This window comes from Burkholderia sp. AU33423, assembly GCF_002223135.1.
Lineage (GTDB): Bacteria > Pseudomonadota > Gammaproteobacteria > Burkholderiales > Burkholderiaceae > Burkholderia > Burkholderia lata_D.
The window spans coordinates 61,703-81,434 of the sequence record NZ_NKFH01000004.1 but is presented as its reverse complement, the minus strand read 5'-3'; the positions used below and the strand labels follow the sequence as shown (position 1 = coordinate 81,434).

The 19,732-nt window shown below is 67.5% G+C and carries 19 protein-coding genes; 6 read left to right on the top strand and 13 right to left on the bottom strand.

Going from position 1 to position 19,732, the window contains the following annotated elements:
* Positions 1-3 precede the first annotated feature (3 nt).
* The 13 genes from araG to mpl form a co-directional block, all read right to left on the bottom strand.
* Entirely contained in the window at positions 4-1,515 is a 1,512-nt protein-coding gene (gene araG / locus CFB50_RS03005) for an L-arabinose ABC transporter ATP-binding protein AraG (RefSeq protein ID WP_089444922.1), read from the bottom strand.
* Positions 1,516-1,584: 69 nt separating this feature from the next.
* Entirely contained in the window at positions 1,585-2,580 is a 996-nt protein-coding gene (locus CFB50_RS03000) for an arabinose ABC transporter substrate-binding protein (protein ID WP_069247093.1), read from the bottom strand.
* 102 nt (positions 2,581-2,682) lie between these two features.
* Positions 2,683-3,462 carry an SDR family oxidoreductase gene (locus CFB50_RS02995; RefSeq protein ID WP_089444921.1) on the bottom strand — a complete coding sequence of 260 codons (780 nt, stop codon included), beginning with the start codon at positions 3,460-3,462 and terminating at the stop codon, positions 2,683-2,685.
* The gene (locus tag CFB50_RS02990; RefSeq protein WP_089444920.1) at positions 3,462-4,139 is read right to left on the bottom strand and encodes a 2-dehydro-3-deoxy-6-phosphogalactonate aldolase; all 678 of its coding nucleotides are present in this window, start codon (positions 4,137-4,139) and stop codon (positions 3,462-3,464) included. Before CFB50_RS02990 ends, CFB50_RS02995 begins: the two co-directional genes overlap by 1 nt.
* A gap of 22 nt (positions 4,140-4,161) precedes the next feature.
* A complete protein-coding gene (locus CFB50_RS02985; RefSeq protein WP_089444919.1) occupies positions 4,162-5,187 on the bottom strand; it encodes a 2-dehydro-3-deoxygalactonokinase in 1,026 nt (341 codons plus the stop codon).
* A complete protein-coding gene (locus CFB50_RS02980; protein WP_089444918.1) occupies positions 5,184-6,083 on the bottom strand; it encodes an IclR family transcriptional regulator in 900 nt (299 codons plus the stop codon). The genes CFB50_RS02985 and CFB50_RS02980 overlap by 4 nt, the downstream gene beginning before the upstream one ends.
* Positions 6,084-6,431: 348 nt before the next feature.
* Positions 6,432-6,833, bottom strand: coding sequence for an EF-hand domain-containing protein (locus tag CFB50_RS02970; protein ID WP_089444917.1), 402 nt, complete (start codon positions 6,831-6,833; stop codon positions 6,432-6,434).
* A gap of 80 nt (positions 6,834-6,913) precedes the next feature.
* Entirely contained in the window at positions 6,914-8,524 is a 1,611-nt protein-coding gene (locus CFB50_RS02965; protein ID WP_179254146.1) for a S10 family peptidase, read from the bottom strand.
* A 437-nt stretch (positions 8,525-8,961) separates the two neighbouring features.
* The gene (mtgA, locus tag CFB50_RS02960; protein WP_089444916.1) at positions 8,962-9,699 is read right to left on the bottom strand and encodes a monofunctional biosynthetic peptidoglycan transglycosylase; all 738 of its coding nucleotides are present in this window, start codon (positions 9,697-9,699) and stop codon (positions 8,962-8,964) included.
* Between the two features lie 14 nt (positions 9,700-9,713).
* Positions 9,714-10,580, bottom strand: coding sequence for a shikimate dehydrogenase (gene aroE / locus CFB50_RS02955; protein ID WP_089444915.1), 867 nt, complete (start codon positions 10,578-10,580; stop codon positions 9,714-9,716).
* Positions 10,577-12,664 carry a ribonuclease catalytic domain-containing protein gene (locus CFB50_RS02950; RefSeq protein ID WP_069247087.1) on the bottom strand — a complete coding sequence of 696 codons (2,088 nt, stop codon included), beginning with the start codon at positions 12,662-12,664 and terminating at the stop codon, positions 10,577-10,579. The genes aroE and CFB50_RS02950 overlap by 4 nt, the downstream gene beginning before the upstream one ends.
* Positions 12,665-12,744: 80 nt before the next feature.
* A complete protein-coding gene (locus tag CFB50_RS02945; RefSeq protein ID WP_089444914.1) occupies positions 12,745-13,314 on the bottom strand; it encodes a YqiA/YcfP family alpha/beta fold hydrolase in 570 nt (189 codons plus the stop codon).
* Positions 13,311-14,900, bottom strand: coding sequence for a UDP-N-acetylmuramate:L-alanyl-gamma-D-glutamyl-meso-diaminopimelate ligase (gene mpl, locus CFB50_RS02940; RefSeq protein WP_373452941.1), 1,590 nt, complete (start codon positions 14,898-14,900; stop codon positions 13,311-13,313). Before mpl ends, CFB50_RS02945 begins: the two co-directional genes overlap by 4 nt.
* A gap of 42 nt (positions 14,901-14,942) precedes the next feature.
* Between mpl and CFB50_RS02935 the strand changes: the two genes are divergently transcribed.
* The 6 genes from CFB50_RS02935 to prmA all read left to right on the top strand — a co-directional run bounded on the left by CFB50_RS02935 (position 14,943) and on the right by prmA (position 19,690).
* On the top strand, positions 14,943-15,587 hold the full coding sequence (locus CFB50_RS02935) for a UDP-N-acetylmuramate--alanine ligase (protein ID WP_069247084.1): 645 nt from the start codon (positions 14,943-14,945) through the stop codon (positions 15,585-15,587).
* Between the two features lie 7 nt (positions 15,588-15,594).
* On the top strand, positions 15,595-16,146 hold the full coding sequence (locus CFB50_RS02930; RefSeq protein ID WP_046544895.1) for a TlpA family protein disulfide reductase: 552 nt from the start codon (positions 15,595-15,597) through the stop codon (positions 16,144-16,146).
* A 194-nt stretch (positions 16,147-16,340) separates the two neighbouring features.
* Positions 16,341-16,793: a type II 3-dehydroquinate dehydratase gene (gene aroQ / locus CFB50_RS02925; RefSeq protein ID WP_011350880.1), complete on the top strand. Its 453-nt coding sequence runs from the start codon at positions 16,341-16,343 to the stop codon at positions 16,791-16,793.
* A 66-nt stretch (positions 16,794-16,859) separates the two neighbouring features.
* On the top strand, positions 16,860-17,333 hold the full coding sequence (gene accB, locus CFB50_RS02920) for an acetyl-CoA carboxylase biotin carboxyl carrier protein (protein WP_039353042.1): 474 nt from the start codon (positions 16,860-16,862) through the stop codon (positions 17,331-17,333).
* An 84-nt stretch (positions 17,334-17,417) separates the two neighbouring features.
* Entirely contained in the window at positions 17,418-18,785 is a 1,368-nt protein-coding gene (gene accC / locus CFB50_RS02915) for an acetyl-CoA carboxylase biotin carboxylase subunit (protein WP_069255717.1), read from the top strand.
* 2 nt (positions 18,786-18,787) lie between these two features.
* The gene (prmA, locus tag CFB50_RS02910; protein WP_069247082.1) at positions 18,788-19,690 is read left to right on the top strand and encodes a 50S ribosomal protein L11 methyltransferase; all 903 of its coding nucleotides are present in this window, start codon (positions 18,788-18,790) and stop codon (positions 19,688-19,690) included.
* Positions 19,691-19,732 lie beyond the last annotated feature (42 nt).

Genomic DNA, 19,732 nt, shown 5'->3' with positions numbered 1-19,732 from the left:
GCGTCAGGCTGCCTCGACGGCGCTCGTCTGCGGCAGCGCCAGGCTCAGCACCGCATGTTCGTTCGCCCGCTCGCGCGGCAGCTCGCCCGCGATCCGCCCTTCGCGCATCACCACGATGCGGTCGGACACGCCGAGCACTTCCGGCAGCTCCGACGACACCATCACGATCGCGCAGCCGCGTTCCGCGAGCCGGTAGATCACGTCGTAGATCTCGTGCTTCGCGCCGACGTCGATCCCGCGCGTCGGCTCGTCGAGGATCACAACCTTCAGGTCGGGCTCCGCGAGCCAGCGCGACAGGATCGCCTTCTGCTGGTTGCCGCCCGACAGGAAGCGGATCTTCTGCCGCCGGTTCGGCGTCTTGATCTTGAGCCGCTGGATGAAACGGTCGGCCGTTTCGCTTTCGGCCTTGCGGTTGATGAAGAGCCCCGCGCGCAGCGAATGGCGGCGGCAGCTGATGTTGATGTTCTCCGCAACCGACGCGATCGCGATGATCCCCTCTTCCTTGCGGTCCTCGGGGCACAGCACGATGCCGTGGCGGATCGCATCGCCGGTGCGCTTCACGTCGATGCGCGCGCCGTCGAGCGTCAGCGCGCCCGCGCGCCGGTGATCCGCGCCGTACACGAGCCGCATCAGCTCGCTGCGGCCCGCGCCGACGAGCCCGAAGAAGCCGACGATCTCGCCCGCGCGCACCGAGAAGCTCGCGGGTTCGCGCAGTGCCGGGCCGTCGATGCCTTCGGCCGCGAAGCGCACGTCGCCGAGCGCACGCGGCGCGTAATGATAGATATCCGAAATCTCGCGCCCGACCATCTCGGCGACGAGCCGTTCGCGCGGCACGTCGGCGAGCGATTCGTGCGATGCGATCTTGCGCCCGTCGCGGAAGATCGTGCAGGCGTCGCACAGCCGGTAGATCTCGTCCATCCGGTGCGAGATGTAGATCAGCGCGCGGCCCTGCGCACGCAGGTCGTCGACCAGCTTGAACAACACTTCGGTCTCGCGATGCGACAGCGAGCTGGTCGGTTCGTCGAGCGCGATCACGCGCGCATTGCGCATCAGCGCCTTGCAGATCTCGACCATCTGCCGCTGCGCGATCGACAGCCGCCCGAGCCGTGCATCGGGATCGAGATCGACGCCCATCGCGGCGAGCCGTTCGCGCACGAAGCGCTTCGCCTCGCGCTTCCTCACCCAGCCGAACGCATTCGGCAGGCGGCCGAGCAGCAGGTTTTCCGCGACCGTCAGGTCGGGCACGTACTGCAGTTCCTGGTGAATCACCGCGATGCCGGCCGCGATCGACGCGGCCGCACTCGCGAACTGCACGGGCTGGCCGTCGACCAGCACGCTGCCCGCATCGGGCTGGTATTCGCCGCCGAGAATCTTCAGCAGCGTCGACTTGCCCGCGCCGTTCTCGCCCATCAGGCCATGCACCTCGCCCGCATGCACGTCGAACGAGATGCCGTCGAGTGCGCGCACGCCGGGAAAGACCTTGCCGATATTGTCAAAACGCAGTGCCGCTGACACGTCGTCTCCCTACTCTTGCAGATCCATCGATCGCCGGCTGCCGCGTTGCCGCCGCAGCCGGCAAGCCGCTTACTTCGACGCGAGCCCCATCTCGTCGCGCACCTTCGACACGTTGTCGCGCGTCGCGAGCATGCCGGTCGTCAGCGTCAGCGCCGGCGGCGCCTTGCCCTGCGTGATCCACGTGTACATCAGGTCCGAGGTTTCCTCGCCGTGGCGCTTCGGGCTGATGATCACGGTGCCGTAGAAGCCCGTCGGCTGCGGCTTCTTGAACTCGTTCAGCGCCGAGTCGGAGCCGCCGATGCCGATGCCGATCATGTTGTCCGCCTTGAAACCGCGCCCTTCGGCCGCGCGCACCGCGCCGAGCACCGCTTCGTCGTTCAGGCCGTACGCCACCCAGTGCTTGAACTGCGGGTTCTTCGTGAGCGCGATGTTCGCCGCGTTGAAGGCGTTCTCGGTGTCGGTCTTCGCCTGCGGCGCCGCGATCACGTTCGCCTTCGGGAAGCCGGCGGCCACCAGCGCGTCGGTCGCGCCGCTGGTGCGGTCATGCGCGGTCGGCAGTTGCTCGTAGGTGATGTCGATCGCGCCGACGTCCTTCATGTCCCAGCCGCGCTTCTTGATCTCGGCCGCGATGCCGTCGCCGACCTGCTTGCCGATGTTGTAGGCGGAGATCCCCATGTGCGGGACCGCCTCGATCGGCTTGCCCGCGCCGTCGACGAGGCGGTCGTCCACCGTCATCATCTTCAGGTTGTGCGACTTCGCCTTCGCGACGATGCCCGGCCCGAGCTTCACGTCCGGCGTGCAGATGATGAAGCCCTGCGCCTTCTGTGCGGACAGGTTGTCGATCGCGCTCATCACCTTTTCACCGGACGGCGCGCCGATCTTCACGAGCGTGAAGCCCTTCTGCTTCGCCGCGATTTCGGCGAACTTCCACTCGTCCTGGAACCACGGCTCTTCCGGCTGCTTCACGAGGAAGCCGATCTTGACCGGATCGGCCGCGTGCACGACGGGGCTCCCGATCACCACCGCGGCCGCGGCCGCCAGCGTTACGAACGTTCTGCGTTTCATCTCCAGTGTCTCCTTGTCTTCATCGAACAGGATGCAGCCGCTTGTTGGTTTCGACGCAGCGTGCGCGCGGCCGTCGCACGTGCGGTCTTTCGAATCGTTGCGTCAGTCGTGATACAGCGCCGCGCGTCCGCCATCGACGGTGATGCACGCGGCATTGATGAACGGCGCCTCGTCGGACGCGAGGAACACGGCCGTCATCGCGACCTCCTCCGGCCGGCCTATCCGCTTCATCGGCTGCAGCGCGAGCGTTTCGGCGCGCGCGGCAGCAGGGTCGGGTTGCGCGTCCCACCAGTCGCGCGTGAGCTGCGTCTCGATGTAGCCCGGCGCGATCGCGTTCACGCGCACGTTGCGCGCCGCGTATTCGATGCCGAGCGCACGCGTGAGGCCCAGCACGCCATGCTTCGCGACCGGGTACGGAAAGCAGCCCGGAATGATCCTGAACGCGTGCGTCGACGCGATGTTCACGATGCTGCCGCGGCCGCGTTCGACCATCCCCTCCAGCGCCGCGCGGCAGCCGTGCCACACGCCGTCGAGATCGACCGCGAAGCAGCGGCGCCAGTCGTCGTCGGTCATCGTCAGCGGATCGGCGAACACGTTGATGCCCGCGTTGTTCACGAGTACGTCGAGCGGGCCGAACGCCGCCTCGGTCTGCGCCAGTGCAGCACGCACCGCCTCCTGCCGCGCGACATCCGCCTGCAGCGGCAGCACGCGCGCACCGGCGATCTCCTGCGCAATCGCGGCGGCCGTGCGCTGCGCCTGCGGGAAGTCGAGATCGACGAGCGCGACCGCCGCGCCCTCGCGAACGAACGCGCGGGCGATCGCGGCGCCGATGCCCCGGCCCGCGCCCGTCACCATCGCGACCTTGTCCGCGAGGCGGCCCATCATGCGGCTCCGCCGCGCGCCGCGCGCAAGCCGGCCTGGAACGCACGCGCGTTCGCCGCGGTCGCGTCGGCCGACTGGCCGGGGCGGTACAGCGCCGAGCCGAGCCCGAAACCGTTCGCGCCGGCATTCAGGAACGGCGCCATGTTGTCGGGCGAGATGCCGCCGACCGGAATCAGCGGCACCGCGCGGTCGATCACCGCGCGCCACGCCTTCACGACAGGCACGCCGAGCTGCTCGGCCGGAAACATCTTCAGCACGTCGGCGCCGTTCGTCAGCGCCGCGAATGCTTCGGTCGGCGTCGCCACGCCCGGCGCGCTCGCGAGGCCGCGCTCGCGGGCGCGGCGGATCACGGCCGCGTCGCTGTGCGGCATCACGATCAGCGCGCCGCCCGCGTCCTGCACGCGGTCGACGTACTCGGCGCGCAGCACGGTCCCCGCGCCGACGATCGCGTCGTCGGGCAGCACCCGCCGCAGCGCGGCGATGCTGTCGAACGGATCGGGCGAGTTGAGCGGCACCTCGACGATCCGGAAGCCGGCTTCATAGAGCGCGTGGCCGTGGTCGGCCGCTTCAGCGGGCGTGATCCCGCGCATGATCGCGATCAGCGGGCACGCGTCGAACGCACGCATCAGCGCGGCGTGGGGCGCGTAGGGTGCGGGCAAGGTCAGGTCGGACGGCATCGAGGAATCCTCTGCAAACAGTTCATTGGTCGGCGCAGACGGGCTCGCCATCCGCACGCACGAGCCCGGCGCGCGACGCGATCCGCCACAGCCCGCGGTCGGTCGCATGCGCGACGACACGGGCATGCGGGTGGCCGAATTCCTGGAGCGCATCGGCGTAGCGCGCGCACAGGCTGTCGTCGCCGATCAGCAGCAGCGGCTGGTCCGCGAGCGCGATGCCGCGCTCCGCGAGCATCGCGTCGAGCGCGTTGAGCTCATGGCCGATCAGCAGCCCGGACAGGTAGTCGCCCTGCGCATCGGGCGCGAGCCGGTCGGTCAGGCCGAGCGTGCGCGTGCTGAAGATCGTCGCGAGCAGCCCCGTGTGCTGCGCGCCGCGCGCGACCGAGACGCCGCGCACGAACGCCGCGCGATCGGGCGACGCGCCCGCGCGCATCGTGCGGCCGAGGATCGTGTGGTCGCGCAGCACCGCGAACAGCTCGCCCGTCATGAAGGTCTGGAAGCGCTCGATCAGCCCGTCCCTCACCCACGCCCATTTCGCATGGGTGCCCGGCAAGCCGATCAGTACCCCTGAACGATCGGCGCCAAGCGTGGGATCGCTCGCGAGCGCACCGAATATCTGCGTTTCTTCACCGCGCATCACGTCGGGCAGTTCGCCCGTGGCGATGACGCCCGGCACGATCGAGATCGTCGTGCCGCGCGCCGTCGTCACCGTGATGAGGCCCGCGACGAGCGCGTCGGCGCCGGCCGGCACCGCGACGTACGGCGCCTCGCGCCAGCCTTGCGCACTGCCGACCATCCCGGCGGCGAGCACCGGCAGGCCCGGCGTGCGGTCGAGCCAGTCGCCGCACGCTTCCTCGAACACCGCGTCGAACGCGCGCGCGCCGCCGCCCGGCACATGCATCACGCCCGCCGCACGGCTGCGCGTGTCGATGAGCGCGCCGTGCGCGTCGTACAGATAGGCGCGCAGCGACGTCGTGCCCCAGTCGAGCGCGATCAGCGACGGGGTGGCGGAGCTGGCATCCGGAACGGGCCGGGTCGAAGTCGTCATCGTTTGATCCTGCGGGTACCCTGCGGCGGGCTCCAGCCCAGTTCCGCGGAAATGGCTCGCGCTTCGCGCTGCACGAGCGGAATCAGTTCGTCCATCCGGTCGTGCGACATGTACGGAATCGTGCTCGCGACCGACACGGCCGCGACGATCGCGCCCGATGCGTCGCGGATCGGCGCCGCCACGCAGCGGATCGACGCCTCGTTCTCCTCGAGATCGAACGTATAGCCGCCGGCCGCGTAATGCGCCATGCGCTGCAGGAACGCGCTCGTCTCGGGCCGGTTGTCCGGCTTGAAACTGACGCCGGCAAGCGCCCGCCGGGCGGCCTCGAACAGCGAGCGCCACGTGTCGGGATCGGTGTCGAGCATCATCGCCTTGCCGATGCCGGTCGACGCGAGCGGCATCCGGTGGCCGACGCGCGAGCGCATCTCGAGGCCGCGCGTACCGGGAATCTTGTCGATGTACAGCACGTCGTCGCCGTCGCGCACACCGAGATGGATCGTGTCGAGCGTCGCTTCCGCGAGCGCTTCGAGGTGCGGGCGCGCCACCGCGGTGAGCGGCATCTGCTCGAGCGCGATCGTGCCGAGCTCGATCAGCTTCGGGCCGAGCAGGTAGCCGCCCTGCACCTGGCGCAGGTAGCGCGCCTGCACGAGGCTGCTGACGAGGCGATGCGTGGTGCTGCGCGTCGTGCCGAGCGCCGCGCCGATCGCACGCATGTCGCGCGCGCCGTTCGCGATCGCCTCGAGGATCGCAAGACCGCGCAGCAGCGTCTGCGTGCCGGCCTGCTGCGCGGCGAGATCGAGCGGCGTGCTGGTCGCGCCGATGCTGTCGGTCAGTGACGCATCGTCCGGCGTCGCACGCCGGGCGTCGAGGGCAAGGGTGTCGGGCATCTTGGTCATGGGACGGGCTTCTTCAACGGAACCGGTGAAGCCGTTCGCACGATGCCGGAATAACGTCCGGCGTCGCGACGAGGCGGCGGTCGATGCACCGAATAAAGCGCCCGGCGAACTTCATGGAAGGTGTCTCCGTGTGCGTCGGGCGCCACGCGATGCGTGGGTCCGAAGCTGTGATGTGCTTCGGATTGTAGGAGCGCACGCACTCGTCTCCAATATTTGAATGCGTTGCCCAGATAATGAGAATTCGGCGTGAATCCGCCGTGTCTTCGACGTAACGGCGGCTTCATGTGCACGGGGGCGGAACCCGCCGTGCAGCAGGTTCCGCCCCCGTTTTCTCACCGCGCGCCGCGCTTACTGCTGGCTGCTCGTGCTGCGTGCCTGCATGTAGCGCTGGACGTCCGCGAACGACACGCGGCCGTTGCCGCCCGAGTCGATCTGCCGGAAGTGGTTCGCGACATAGCCGAGGCCGGCCGCGCGTGCCTGCGATTCGGTGATCGAACCCGTGTTCTGCGCGTCGGCCGCGCTGAACTGCCGCGCGAGCTTGCGCACCACCTGCGCATGCAGCGCGGCGCCCGTCGTCTGCGTGCCGGCGGTCGGCTTGCGCGCGGCCGGCGGTACGTACGGATCGCCGAGCTGCGCCTGGCGCGCACGCGCCGGTGCGGCGGCATCGCTCGCCTGCGCGAACGCGGATACGGATGCTGCGGCGCCGACACAGGCGAGCGCCGCGGCAACGACGATGAAACGATTCTTCATATCAGGCTCCAGTCTGGAATGAGGTCGTCGACGGCAGGCGCGGCGCCCCCGCGGGCGCGCGTCGCCTGCGTGGCGCAGCATCAGTGCGCGGCCGCGTTGTAGAAGGTCACGAGGTCGGCTTTCTCCTGCGGACGCGACGTATCGTCGAGATAGACCATGTGTCCGCCCTGATAGTCCTTGATCGTCAGGTTCGGTTGCGTCCCGAGCCGCGCGAGGTCGAGCTCGGTCTGGTAGAACGGCGTCGCGATGTCGTGATACCCGTTCAGCGACAACACCTTCAGCTGCGGATTCAGCGACAGCGCCGCGGCGAGATCGGGGATCGTGTCCGGCATCGCGAGGCCGTCGTGCGTCCAGTCCCACGTGTTGATCGCATTGCTGCTCAACGAATACGCCGACTGCGCGGTGTACTTCAGCTCGTTCGGCAGGTACTTGCCGATCGTGTCGGTGAACGGCTTCGTGATGAACGAGCTCGACGGATCGCCGTCGGCCGCCAGCGGGCTCGACACCGGCACGTTCACGCGCGCGTCGTAGCGGCCGATCAGCGTGCCCGGGATCAGCGACAGCTGGAAGCTGTTGTCGAAGAAGGTCGGGACCACGTTGAAGTTCGCATTCCACAGCGACTGCTTCACGCCGGTCGAATTCACCATCGTCGTGACGAGGGTCGGCGGCGGCGGCGTATGGCTCGCCAGATACGCGTTCACGGCAGGCGCGTAGCTGCCGGCCGTCAGCAGGCGCATCTGGTCCGCATACTGCGGCAGGCTCGACGGGTTCGGGTTGTCGAGCTGGTAGTACGCGCCGACGGTGCCATACGACGGCACGAAACCCGCGCAACTCACCGGGCTCGACCCGTTGTTCGAGTTGCCGATGTAGTCGCTCGCCATGTCGCAGTTCACGTTGTAGTTCAGGATCGACGACTGCAGCACGATGCCGTCGAGCTTCACGCCGGCCGTCTCGAGCAGGTTCGCGAGCACGTCGGTGCGCGGCGTGCCGTACGATTCGCCGAACAGGTATTTCGGCGAGTCGTTGCGCTGGTTCACGGTGATGTAGCGCGTCACGAAATCGCGGAATGCGCCGCCGTCCTGGTCGACGCCCCAGAACGTCTGGTTCGTGTTCGGCGCGATCGCTTCGGAGAAGCCGGTGCCGATCGCATCGACGAACACGAGGTCGGTCGTGTCGAGCAGGCTTTCCTGGTTGTCGACGAACGGGAACGTCGACGTATTCGCGTTCGGGTCGCCCGTCTGGATCCGACGCGGGCCGAACGAGCCGAGGTGCAGCCACACCGATGCCGAGCCGGGGCCGCCGTTATACAGGAACGTGACCGGCCGCTTCGCCGCGGGCTGGTTGTCGGCCGTATAGGCGACATAGAAGAACGATGCTTCGGGCGCGCCGGTCTGCGGATTGCGCGCGACGAGGTGGCCGGCCGTGGCCGTGTAGCGGATCGTCTTGCCGTTGAGGGTGATCTGGTGATGCGTGACGGCGGCCTTTTCAACCGCGGCGGAGGCGTCGAGCGACGCGTTCGCGCTCGACGAATAACTGTTCGGATCGTTGTACGCCCTGTCCGCCTGAGCGGCGGGATCGGCTGAGCTGTTGGCGCTGGCAGCAGCGGACGATGTCACGTCATCGTTGCAGGCCGTCAGAATCAGCGAAGAAAACACCACTCCCAACAACAGCTTCGCTTTGCTTGCTGGCATCGTTGCTTTCCTTCTCTCGGATGTTTTTTGTGTCGAGCAGCCGGATAAGCCACCCCCCGCCTCGATTGCGGCCGATAAGCCGAGGCGCTGGCCAATATACGCGAGCCCGTCAGCTTTGAAAAATTTTGAAATATTTGGCGGGCGGCCGGTGCGGCGCACACCTTTCAGGAATGCTTCGGTTCGCGAAACATTGCATTTCACGCGCCTTTCACGGGCTTTCGCGTTTATCCGCGGAGACTAAAAATCCCCGAATTTCGTGCCATATCGGCGAACAAAATCACACGGCGGCCGGTATTGCTCAGCAAAACGAAATAGACGGATTCGTCTAAAGGATGTGGCCCGAAATGATCGCGACATGAATGCGCTGCAGCGCACAAACGTCGCCTGACGGGCGCCCGGGCGACGAAACGGTCAATGCGACGGCGCCAGCGCGCCGTTCACTCCGATTGCGGCAGCTCGGCCGCCCCCATCCGTCGGGCGATGACCGCCGCGCGCTGCGCCTGGTACGCCGAGCCGCGATGCGCGTCGAACCAGCGCGGCTTCGGCAGCATCACCGCGAGACGCGCCGATTGCCACGCGCCGAGCCGACTCGCGGGAATCCTGTAGTAATAGCGGGCGGCCGCTTCGGCGCCGTACACGCCGCGCCCCCACTCGACGGAATTCAGGTAGATCTCGAAGATCCGCTCCTTGTCGAGCACCGTTTCGAGCATCCACGTGATGATGAGCTCCTGCCCCTTGCGGATGTAGCTCTTCTCGCGCGACAGGAACAGGTTGCGCGCAAGCTGCTGCGTGATCGTCGAGCCGCCCGCGACGATCCGGCCGCGCGCCTTGTTCTTCTCCCACGCCTGCAGGATCGCGTCGACGTCGTAGCCGTTGTTGGTCGCGAAAGTCGAATCTTCCGACGCGATCAGTGCGCGCTTCAGGTTGCGCGAAATCTGGTCGTACGGCACCCACTGGTGCTGGATCTGCGCGGGTGGCTTGTCGCGCGACAGCCACCACGCGTCGGTACGCATGAACGCGGTCGAGCCCGGGTTCACGAACGACCACAACGCGATCTGCGCGAGATAGAACAGTTGCGTCGCGAGCCATGCACCCGCGAACACCGATCCCGCATAGACGATCCAGCGAGCCAGGCTCACCGTCCGCGTGTGCTGCGTGCCGCTCACCGCCACCACGTGCCGCGCTCCGCTCAGCTCGCCGCGAGCGCCTGGCGCAGCGCGGCCAGCACCGGTGCGCCGTCCGGCCGCACGCCGCGCCAGATGAAGAACGATTCGGCCGCCTGCTCGACGAGCATGCCGAGCCCGTCGGCGGTGCGCGCGCCGAGCGATGCCGCATGCTGCATGAATACCGTCGGCTGCGCGCCATACATCATGTCGTACGCGAGCGTGCCCGTGCCGAATGCAGCGGCATCGCACTCCGGCAGCGCGGCATCGAGGCTGCCGGCCGTCGCGTTGATCACCACGTCGTACGGCTCCGCGCGCACGACGTCCGGGCCGCCGCCCGCGAGCGTGCAGCCCGCATCGTGCGCGGCCTGCATGAACTGGCCGACGAGCGCTTCGGCCTTGCTCGCGGTGCGGTTCACGATTCCGATCGACAGCGGCGCGCGATCGAGCAGCGGCAGCACGACACCGCGCGCCGCGCCGCCCGCGCCGAGCAGCAGGATGCGTGCGCCCGCCAGCGACACGCCGAGATTCGCTTCGATGTCGCGCACGAGGCCGACACCGTCGGTGTTGTCGCCATGGATGCGGCCGTCGGCGTCGATGCGCAGCGTATTCACGGCCCCCGCTGCCGCCGCACGCGGCGACAGCGTGTCAGCGAGCGCATGCGCTTCGAGCTTGAACGGCACCGTCACGTTCGCGCCGCGACCGCCCTCGGCGACGAAGGCCCGCACGGCCGCGTCGAAACCGTCGAGCGGCGCGAGCCGGTGCGTGTATTCGATCGACTCCCCCGTTTGCGCGGCGAACTGCGCGTGGATGAACGGCGACTTGCTGTGCGCCACCGGGTTGCCGAATACGACATAGCGGTCGGCGCCGCTCGTCGACGCACCCGCGGTCATGATGTGCGCCCTTCTTCGCCGGCGTTGCCGTTCGCGGCTTCGCCGCCTTCACCGGCCGCCGCGCCATCCGCCTCCGCCAGCGCTTCGGCTTCGGTTTCGGCCGTCGCGTCTTCGGCGTCGATCAGCGTGTCGTCGCCGCCTTCGGCGTCATCCTCTTCCTCGGCCGCGTCGCCGCTCGTCACGGTCGGCGCGTCGAGCACGTTCAGCAACCGCACCGACGCCTCGATCGTCAGCTCGTCGAGCGACATCACGTCGAGCAGCACGCGCGTACCGCGCGCATGCACGCCGAGCCCCGGCACGTGCAGCAGCAGCGGAATTTCCTCGAGGCGCACCAGGTCGCCCTTCACGACGCTCGCGACGACCTGCTTCTTCTGTTCCTGCGCGAGCCAGCGCAGGCACCAGAAATATTCCATCCGGCGCTGGTAGTCGGCGTAGGCCGTGTAGGTGTCGTCGAAGCCCTGCACGACCGCGTAGAGATCCGCGTCCTTCGGCTTGAACGGTGCGGCGAGCTTCGCGGTGACGCCATGCTGCACGCACGCGAGCAGTTGCCACTGGTTCACGAGGTCGACGTAGCGGCGCAGCGGCGACGTGCTCCACGCGTACTGCGCGACGCCGAGGCCTTCGTGCGGCGCGGCCGTCGTCTGCATCCGCGTGCGCTTCGGGCCCGGCGCGCCGAAGCCGCGCTGCGAGCGGTAGATGCCCGGCACCGTGTGGTCGTGCAGGAAGGCGCCCCAGGTCGAGTTCGCCAGGATCGCGAGCTCCGACACGATCAGGTCGAGCGGCGACCCGCGACGGCGCGGCGTGATCGACACGTGCTCGCCGTCGACGTAGAAGTTGTAATCGGTGTTGCGCTGCACCTCGCGCTTCAGGCCGTAGCCCGCGCGCGCGACCTGGCGCTTCTCGAACAGCGCCTGTGCGAGCGGCCACAGCACGGCGATGTCGTCCTTGTGCGGATAGTCGCCGGTGCCGGCCGCGAGCGTCTCTTCATTGACGAGCTCGTCGAGGTGGTTGTGCCGCAGGTTGTTCTTCACGAACACGAGCTCGGCGCGCGTCTCGTTCGCGACGATCTCCTGGGTTTCGCGATTGACGATGATGTACAGCGACAGCGCCGGACGGTAATCACCCTCTTTCAGCGTGAACACGTCGACGACGTCGTCCGGCAGCATCGTGATCTTGTCGCCCGGCATGTAGACGGTCGACAGGCGCGTGCGCGCGATCGCGTCGACCGGGTCGCCGCGCACGATGCCGAGCGCCGGTGCCGCGATGTGCACGCCGATCCGCACGCGGCCGTCGGCCAGGTGCTCGACCGAGAACGCGTCGTCGATTTCGGTCGTCGTGATGTCGTCGATCGAGAACGCCTGGACGTTTGCGCGCGGCAGGTCGTCCGGCAGCGGGCCGACCGTGACGGCCGGAAAGCCCGTGCCGTGCGGGAAGAATTCCGCGAGGAAGCGCGCCTCGTGCAGCGCACGCGGCGACGCGATGCCGCCGCAGTCGAGCATCAGCCGCGCCGGCGACACGCCGCGCGCACCGGCGGCCGCTTCCATCGCCTTGTATTCGATCGCGTTCTTGTCCGGCCGCGTCAGCAGCCCGAGCACCTTGCCCGCGAACGCGTCCGGCAACTTGCCGGCCTTCAGCTCCTCTTCATACTGCGCCTGGACGAGCGCCTGCTGGCGCTTGCGCTCGAGCGACGCGAGCGCCATCTTGAGCTGCTCTTCCGGCGCGCGCTGGTACTGGCCGCGCCCCTTGCGGCGGAAGTAGACGGGCGAGCCGTGCAGTCGCAACACCAGCGCCGCGCGCTCGACCGGGCCGTACGACGCGCCGAAGTATTCCGCGGCCAGCGCCGTGTACGCGAACTCGTCGGCCGGCGCGCATTCCCACAGGAAATCCAGATCGATCTGCTGCGCGGCCGTGTCGGCCTCCTGCATCAGTTCGCTCGCGGCCGGCTTGTCGAATTCGATCAGCACGTCTTTCGCGCGCACCTTCGCCCGCCGCCCGCCGGGCAACTCGACCTGAAACGCGTCGCCCTGGCGCGACAGCACGCTGCCCGCCTTGAAACTGCCCGATTCCTCGAAGAAAACGTTCACTCAGTACTCTCGTTCAGACTGCCGGCCGCCGCGTCGGCGGCGCCGCATGATGATGGGAATTCGATCGGCACATGGCCGGTTTAAGACGTCTTTCCGTCGCAAAAGGCGAGAACGTCGTCGACATAGTCGGCAAATTCGCTGATCCCGTGATCGCTGCCTTCGATCAAGCGCGTCTTCGCGCCCGGGTAATGCGCGAGCATCTCGCGGTAATCGAGCACCTCGTCACCGGTCGCCGCGAACAAATAGTAGCGTTCGGCACGCGTGATCGCCGGCACGCGCAGCGCATCGAGCTCATGCAGGTGACGGCGCTCGACGACGATCGTGCCGCCGCCGTGGTACAGCGGCTGTTCGCCGAGATGCTGCTCGAGATCGCGCTGCGGCACGATGGCCGGATTCAGCAGCACGGCCTTCCAGCCGTGCTTTTCGGCCAGCCACGTGGCGTAATAGCCGCCGAGCGAACTGCCGATGACGGTCACGTCGCGCGCACCAGCCACCTCGGCTTCCGCCACCGCGATCGCTTCGAGCGGCGACACCGACAGCGACGGGCACCGCCACTCGCGGGTGCGGCCCAGTTCGGCCATGCGCGCCGCGAGCAGCCGCGACTTCTGCGATTCCGGCGACGACCGGAAGCCGTGCAGGTACAGGATCACGTGCGGCTCCCGAGCGCGTCGAGCAGCTTCTGGTGCACGCCGCCGAATCCGCCGTTGCTCATCACGAGCACGTGGTCGCCCGGGCGGGCGGCTGCGACGACGGACTTCACCAGCAGGTGCAGATCGTCGAATGCGTGCGCCTTCTCTCCAAGCGGCGCCAGCGCCTCGGCCAGATTCCAGCCGAGCGCATCGCGCCCGGTCGGCGCGCCGTAGCCGAACACGAGATCGGCGTCGGCCAGGCTCGCCGGCAGTTGCGACTTCATCACGCCGAGCTTCATCGTGTTCGAGCGCGGCTCGAGCACCGCGAGGATGCGGGCATGCTGACGGCCGATGCGTGCACGAAGGCCGGCGATCGTGGTGTCGATCGCGGTCGGATGGTGCGCGAAGTCGTCGTAGACGGTCACGCCGTCCACGCTGCCGCGCACTTCCATCCGGCGCTTCACGTTGCGGAACGACGCGAGGGATTCGGCCGCCTGCGCGGGCGGCACGCCAACGTGGCGCGCGGCCGCGATCGCCGCGAGCGCGTTCATCCGGTTGTGATCGCCCTGCACCTGCCACGCGACTTCGCCGACGCGTTCCGCGTGCGAATACACCGCAAAGCGCTCGTCGACCGGCACGCCGTCCTCGGCCGGCAGCGCCTGCCAGCCGCCGTCGACGCCGAAGCGCTCGACCTCGCTCCAGCAGCCGCGCGCCAGCACGCGCTCGAGCGCGTCCGAGCGGCCGTTCGTGACGATCCGGCCGACACCGGGCACCGTCCGCACGAGATGGTGGAATTGCGTCTCGATCGCAGCGAGATCCGGGAAGATGTCGGCGTGATCGAATTCGAGATTGTTCAGCACCGCGGTGCGCGGCCGGTAGTGGACGAACTTCGAGCGCTTGTCGAAGAACGCCGTATCGTATTCGTCGGCCTCGATCACGAAGAAGCTCGAATCGGTGAGCCGCGCCGACACGCCGAAGTTCAGCGGCACGCCGCCGATCAGGAAACCCGGGTTCAGGCCTGCGTCTTCCAGCAGCCACGCGAGCATCGACGACGTGGTCGTCTTGCCGTGCGTGCCCGCGACCGCGAGCACCCATTTGCCGGCCAGCACGTGCTCGCCGAGCCACTGCGGGCCCGACACGTACGGCAGGCCGCGATCCAGGATCGCCTCCATCAGCGGATTGCCGCGCGTGACGACGTTGCCGATCACGAACAGGTCCGGTTTCAGGTCGATCTGCTCGGCGCCGTAGCCCTCGATCAGCGTGATGCCCTGCGCCTCGAGCTGCGTGCTCATCGGCGGATAGACGCCCGCGTCGCAACCCGTCACCGTGTGGCCCGCCTCGCGCGCGAGTACGGCGAGACCGCCCATGAAGGTGCCGCAGATGCCAAGAATGTGGATGTGCATAGATGAATGCTTTCGCGCCGCCGGGCGCCGTCGATTCGGAAAGGATGCGTGTGCGGCGCGGCGGACAGGCCGTGCGGCCGGCGCCCGGCCAACGGCTTTTGCCGCGACACAAAGAGCGCTATTGTAACTGACGGCCTGCCGTGCCCGGCGGCCCGAACGCTGCGCGCGAACGTCGCCGGCACGCCGGGCGGCAGGCCGCCGCACCCGCGCTCGGGCCCTGCGGCGATCGAGTATGATTGCCGGATCATGTCTCGTAAAACCCTTCTCGACCCGCGGCGCGTCCGCGAGGAAATCGCCCAGTCCGCCGCGCGCCTGATCGCGGAGGACGGCCTGGACTATGCCGGCGCAAAACGCAAGGCCGCGCGCCAGTTGCTGGGAGATACGCGCGTTGCCGGCGAATGGCTGCCGGATAACGACCAGATCGAGGAAGAACTGCGCGAGTACCTCGCCTTGTTCCAGAGCGACACGCAGCCGGACGAACTGCGCCGCCTGCGCGAAATCGCGCTCGACTGGATGCGCCGGCTCGCCGAGTTCCATCCTTATGTGACGGGTGCCGTGCTGAACGGCACCGCGAACGCGCATTCGGATATCCATTTGCAGGCATTCACCGACAACCCGAAGGACGTCGCGATCTACCTGCTGAACCAGAACGTCCAGTACGACGTATCCGAGACGCGGCACTTCGCGGGTCGCGCCGACGTCGAGACGCTCAGTTTCCTGTGGCGCCCGCGGCGCGACGTCGATGCGATCGGCATCCACCTCGCGCTCTATGCGAGCGACGACCTGCGCGGCGCGGTCAAGGCCGACGCGCGCGGCCGGGTCGCCCGTGCGGATGCCGCCGCGCTGCGCGCGCTCGTCGAAGCAGGCAAGGCCCCTTCCGAACCGGAATGATTCAACGATGATGATGAAACGCATGTTGGCGCTCGCGGTGGTCGCGGCCGCCGCCGTTGCCGGCGGGCTCGCCGCCGGCCATTGGTTCCGCGGCACCGCCGACGACGGTGTCGCCGTCGCCGCGCCCGCCGCACACGGCAGCCCGGTCGAGCAGTTGTGGGCCGCGTCGCTGACGGGCACCGACGGCAAGCCCGCCACGTTGTCCGCGTTCAAGGGCCAGAAAGTCGTCGTCAATTTCTGGGCGTCATGGTGCGGCCCGTGCGTCGAGGAGATGCCGGAGCTCGTCGCGCTATCGCACCAATACAAACAGAAGGGCATCCGTTTCATCGGGATCGGCGTCGATTCCGAACAGAACGTGAAGAACTTTCTGCAGAAGGTGAAGGTCGACTATCCGGTATTCGTCAGCGGATATGCGGGCGCCGATCTGGCCCGCAATTTCGGAAATACGGCCGGCGCGCTGCCGTTTACGGTCGTCATCGACGAAACCGGCAAGATTCGCGAGACAAAATTGGGACAAATCCAGCCGGCCGAGCTGAAAAAGACGCTCGACGCGCTGTAAGCTGTCCGAACGGCGGCCCGCACGTTGGCGGCGATTTGCCCGTCGATCGCCGCAATTTCGCGTGAATTCGCCGATACTTTGGATGCGCGCCGGTAATTCTTGCAGGTCGCATGCGCTCGGTCGTTCGGCAAAACTAGACAAATTTCTCTAAATAGCGCTAAAGTTCGCGCAATTCCGCAGAAATAGAAGCGACCATGACACGATTGCTGGTGCTGCACGGCCCCAACCTGAACCTTCTCGGCACCCGGGAACCGGAGGTGTACGGCCGCGTCACGCTCGCACAGATCGATCAGGCGCTTGCCGCGCGCGCCCGGGAAGCCGGCGCCGAACTGTCGTCGTTCCAGAGCAACCATGAAGGTGCGCTGGTCGACCGCATCCAGGCCGCGCGGGAGGAACAGACCGATTTCATCCTGATCAATCCGGCCGCGTACACGCACACGAGTGTCGCGATCCGGGACGCGATCGCCGGCGTTGGCATCCCGTTCGTCGAGGTTCACTTGTCGAACGTGCATCGCCGCGAAGCGTTCAGGCACCACTCCTACTTTTCCGACCAGGCCGAAGGCGTGATCTGCGGGCTCGGCTGGAAAGGTTATCTGTACGCGCTCGAGTACGCGCTGGACAAGCTGCAAGGCACGTCGCGCGGCTGATTTCGCGATCTAGATTCAGCGCCGGCCCCTAACCGGCGCTTTCACGTATTGAAAGGGGAATTCCCGATGGATCTTCGTAAGCTGAAAACTCTGATCGACCTCGTTTCCGAATCCGGCATCTCCGAGCTGGAAGTGACGGAAGGCGAAGGCAAGGTGCGCATCGTCAAGAACGCGCCGCCGGTCTACGTGCAGCCGACGGCTGGGTATGCCCCGCAAGTCAGCGCGCCCGCTCCGTCGGCCGCGCTGCCGACCGAAGGCGCTGCCGCGCCGGCCGCTGGCGCCGCAGCCGCTCCGGCTGTGCCGCAGGGCCACGTCGTGACGTCGCCGATGGTCGGCACGTTCTATCGCGCACCGTCGCCGGGCGCGGACCCGTTCGTCCAGGTGGGCGATACGGTCAAGGAAGGCCAGACGATCTGCATCATCGAAGCGATGAAGCTGCTCAACGAGATCGAGTCGGACAAGGCCGGCGTGATCAAGGAAATCCTCGTCGAGAACGGCCAGGCCGTCGAATACGGCCAGCCGCTTTTCGTGATCGGCTAAGTCCGCCGCGCGGCCTGCGGGCCGCGCGCCGCCGATGCCCGCCAGGCGCCGTTCGCGCGCCCCTCGAAGAGACGAATACTCGCTATGTTTGAAAAAATCCTCATTGCCAACCGCGGTGAAATCGCGCTGCGCATCCAGCGTGCGTGCCGCGAGCTCGGCGTCAAGACGGTGGTCGTCTACTCGGAAGCCGACAAGGAAGCCAAGTACGTGCGCCTCGCGGACGAAGCCGTCTGTATCGGCCCGGCCCCGTCGAACCTGAGCTACCTGAACATGCCGGCGCTGATCAGCGCCGCGGAAGTCACCGATGCCGAGGCGATCCACCCCGGCTACGGCTTCCTGTCCGAGAACGCCGACTTCGCGGAACGCGTCGAGCAGTCGGGCTTCACGTTCATCGGCCCGCGCCCGGAAACGATCCGCATGATGGGTGACAAGGTCACCGCGAAGCAGACGATGATCAAGACCGGCGTGCCGTGCGTGCCGGGCTCGGAAGGCGCGTTGCCGGACGATCCGAAGGAGATCGTCAAGATTGCGCGCGCGATCGGCTATCCGGTCATCATCAAGGCGGCAGGCGGCGGTGGCGGGCGCGGGATGCGCGTCGTGCACACCGAGGCCGCGCTCGTCAACGCGGTCAACATGACCCGCGAGGAAGCCGGCCGTGCGTTCGGCAACCCGCAGGTGTACATGGAGAAGTTCCTCGAGAACCCGCGCCACATCGAAATCCAGGTGCTGTCCGACGCGTTCAAGAACGCGATCTGGCTCGGCGAGCGCGATTGCTCGATGCAGCGCCGCCACCAGAAGGTGATCGAGGAAGCGCCGGCACCCGGCATTCCGCGCCGCCTGATCGACCGCATCGGCGACCGCTGCGCGGACGCATGCAAGAAGATGGGCTATCTCGGCGCGGGCACGTTCGAATTCCTGTACGAAAACGGCGAGTTCTATTTCATCGAGATGAACACGCGCGTGCAGGTCGAGCACCCGGTATCGGAGCTGATCACGGGCGTCGACATCGTGCAGGAACAGATCCGCATCGCGGCCGGCGAGAAGCTCACGCTGCGCCAGCGCGACATCCAGTTCCGCGGACATGCGATCGAATGCCGGATCAACGCGGAAGATCCGTTCAAGTTTACGCCGTCGCCGGGCCGGATCACGTCGTGGCATACGCCGGGCGGCCCCGGCGTGCGCGTCGACTCGCATGCCTACAATGGCTATTTCGTGCCGCCGAACTATGATTCGATGATCGGCAAGCTGATCACCTACGGCGCGACGCGCGAGCAGGCGATCAGCCGGATGCGCATCGCGCTGTCGGAAATGGTCGTCGAAGGCATCCAGACCAACATCCCGCTGCACCGCGAGCTGATGATCGATTCGAAGTTCGTCGAAGGCGGCACCAGCATCCATTACCTCGAAAACCGGCTCGCCCAGAAGCAGCAGGTCGCACCGGAAGAAGCGTAAGCATGAGCTATCGCGAACTCGTCGTCGAACTGGCCCGTGAGCATGCGGAGGCGCTGTCCGACGCGCTGCTCGAACTCGGCGCGCTGTCGGTGTCGGTCGAAGATGCCGACGCCGACACGCCCGACGAACAGCCGCTCTTCGGCGAGCCGGGCCTCGTGCCCGACCGCACCGCGTGGCAGCACTCGCGCGTGGTCGCGCTGCTCGCGGCCGACCATGAGCCGGCCGTGCTGCTTGCGGCGGCCGCGAACGAGATCGGCGTCGCAGAGACGCCGGCATTCACCGTCCGAGAAGTCGAAGAGCAGGACTGGGTGCGTCTCACGCAATCGCAGTTCGAGCCGATCCCGATCGGCGAGCGAATCTGGGTCGTGCCGTCGTGGCACGATGCGCCCGATCCCGACGCGCTCATCCTCGAACTCGATCCGGGCCTCGCATTCGGCACCGGTAGCCACCCGACCACGCGCCTGTGCATGGAATGGCTCGAGCAGTCGGTGCAGCCCGGCCAGTCGGTGCTCGACTACGGCTGCGGCTCCGGCATTCTCGCAATCCTCGCGAAGAAATGCGGGGCGAACCCCGTGATCGGCATCGACATCGATCCGCAGGCGGTCGAATCCGCGCGGCAGAACAGCGAACGTAACCGTGCGGAAGTCACGTACGGCCTGCCCGATGCATGCCCGGATGGTGAATTCGACATCGTCGTCGCGAACATCCTGTCGAATCCGCTGAAGCTGATGGCGTCGATGCTCGCATCGAAGGTCAAGCCGGGCGGGCGCATCGCGCTGTCGGGCGTGCTCGCGCGCCAGGCGGACGAAGTGGCGGCCGTCTACGCACGCTACGTCGACATCTCGGTCTGGCGTGAGCACGAAGGTTGGGTATGCCTCGCCGGAACCCGACGCGAAAGCCATTAGAATAGCGCTGTCCTTCACTCTGGCCAGCAGGCCGCCCGGCTC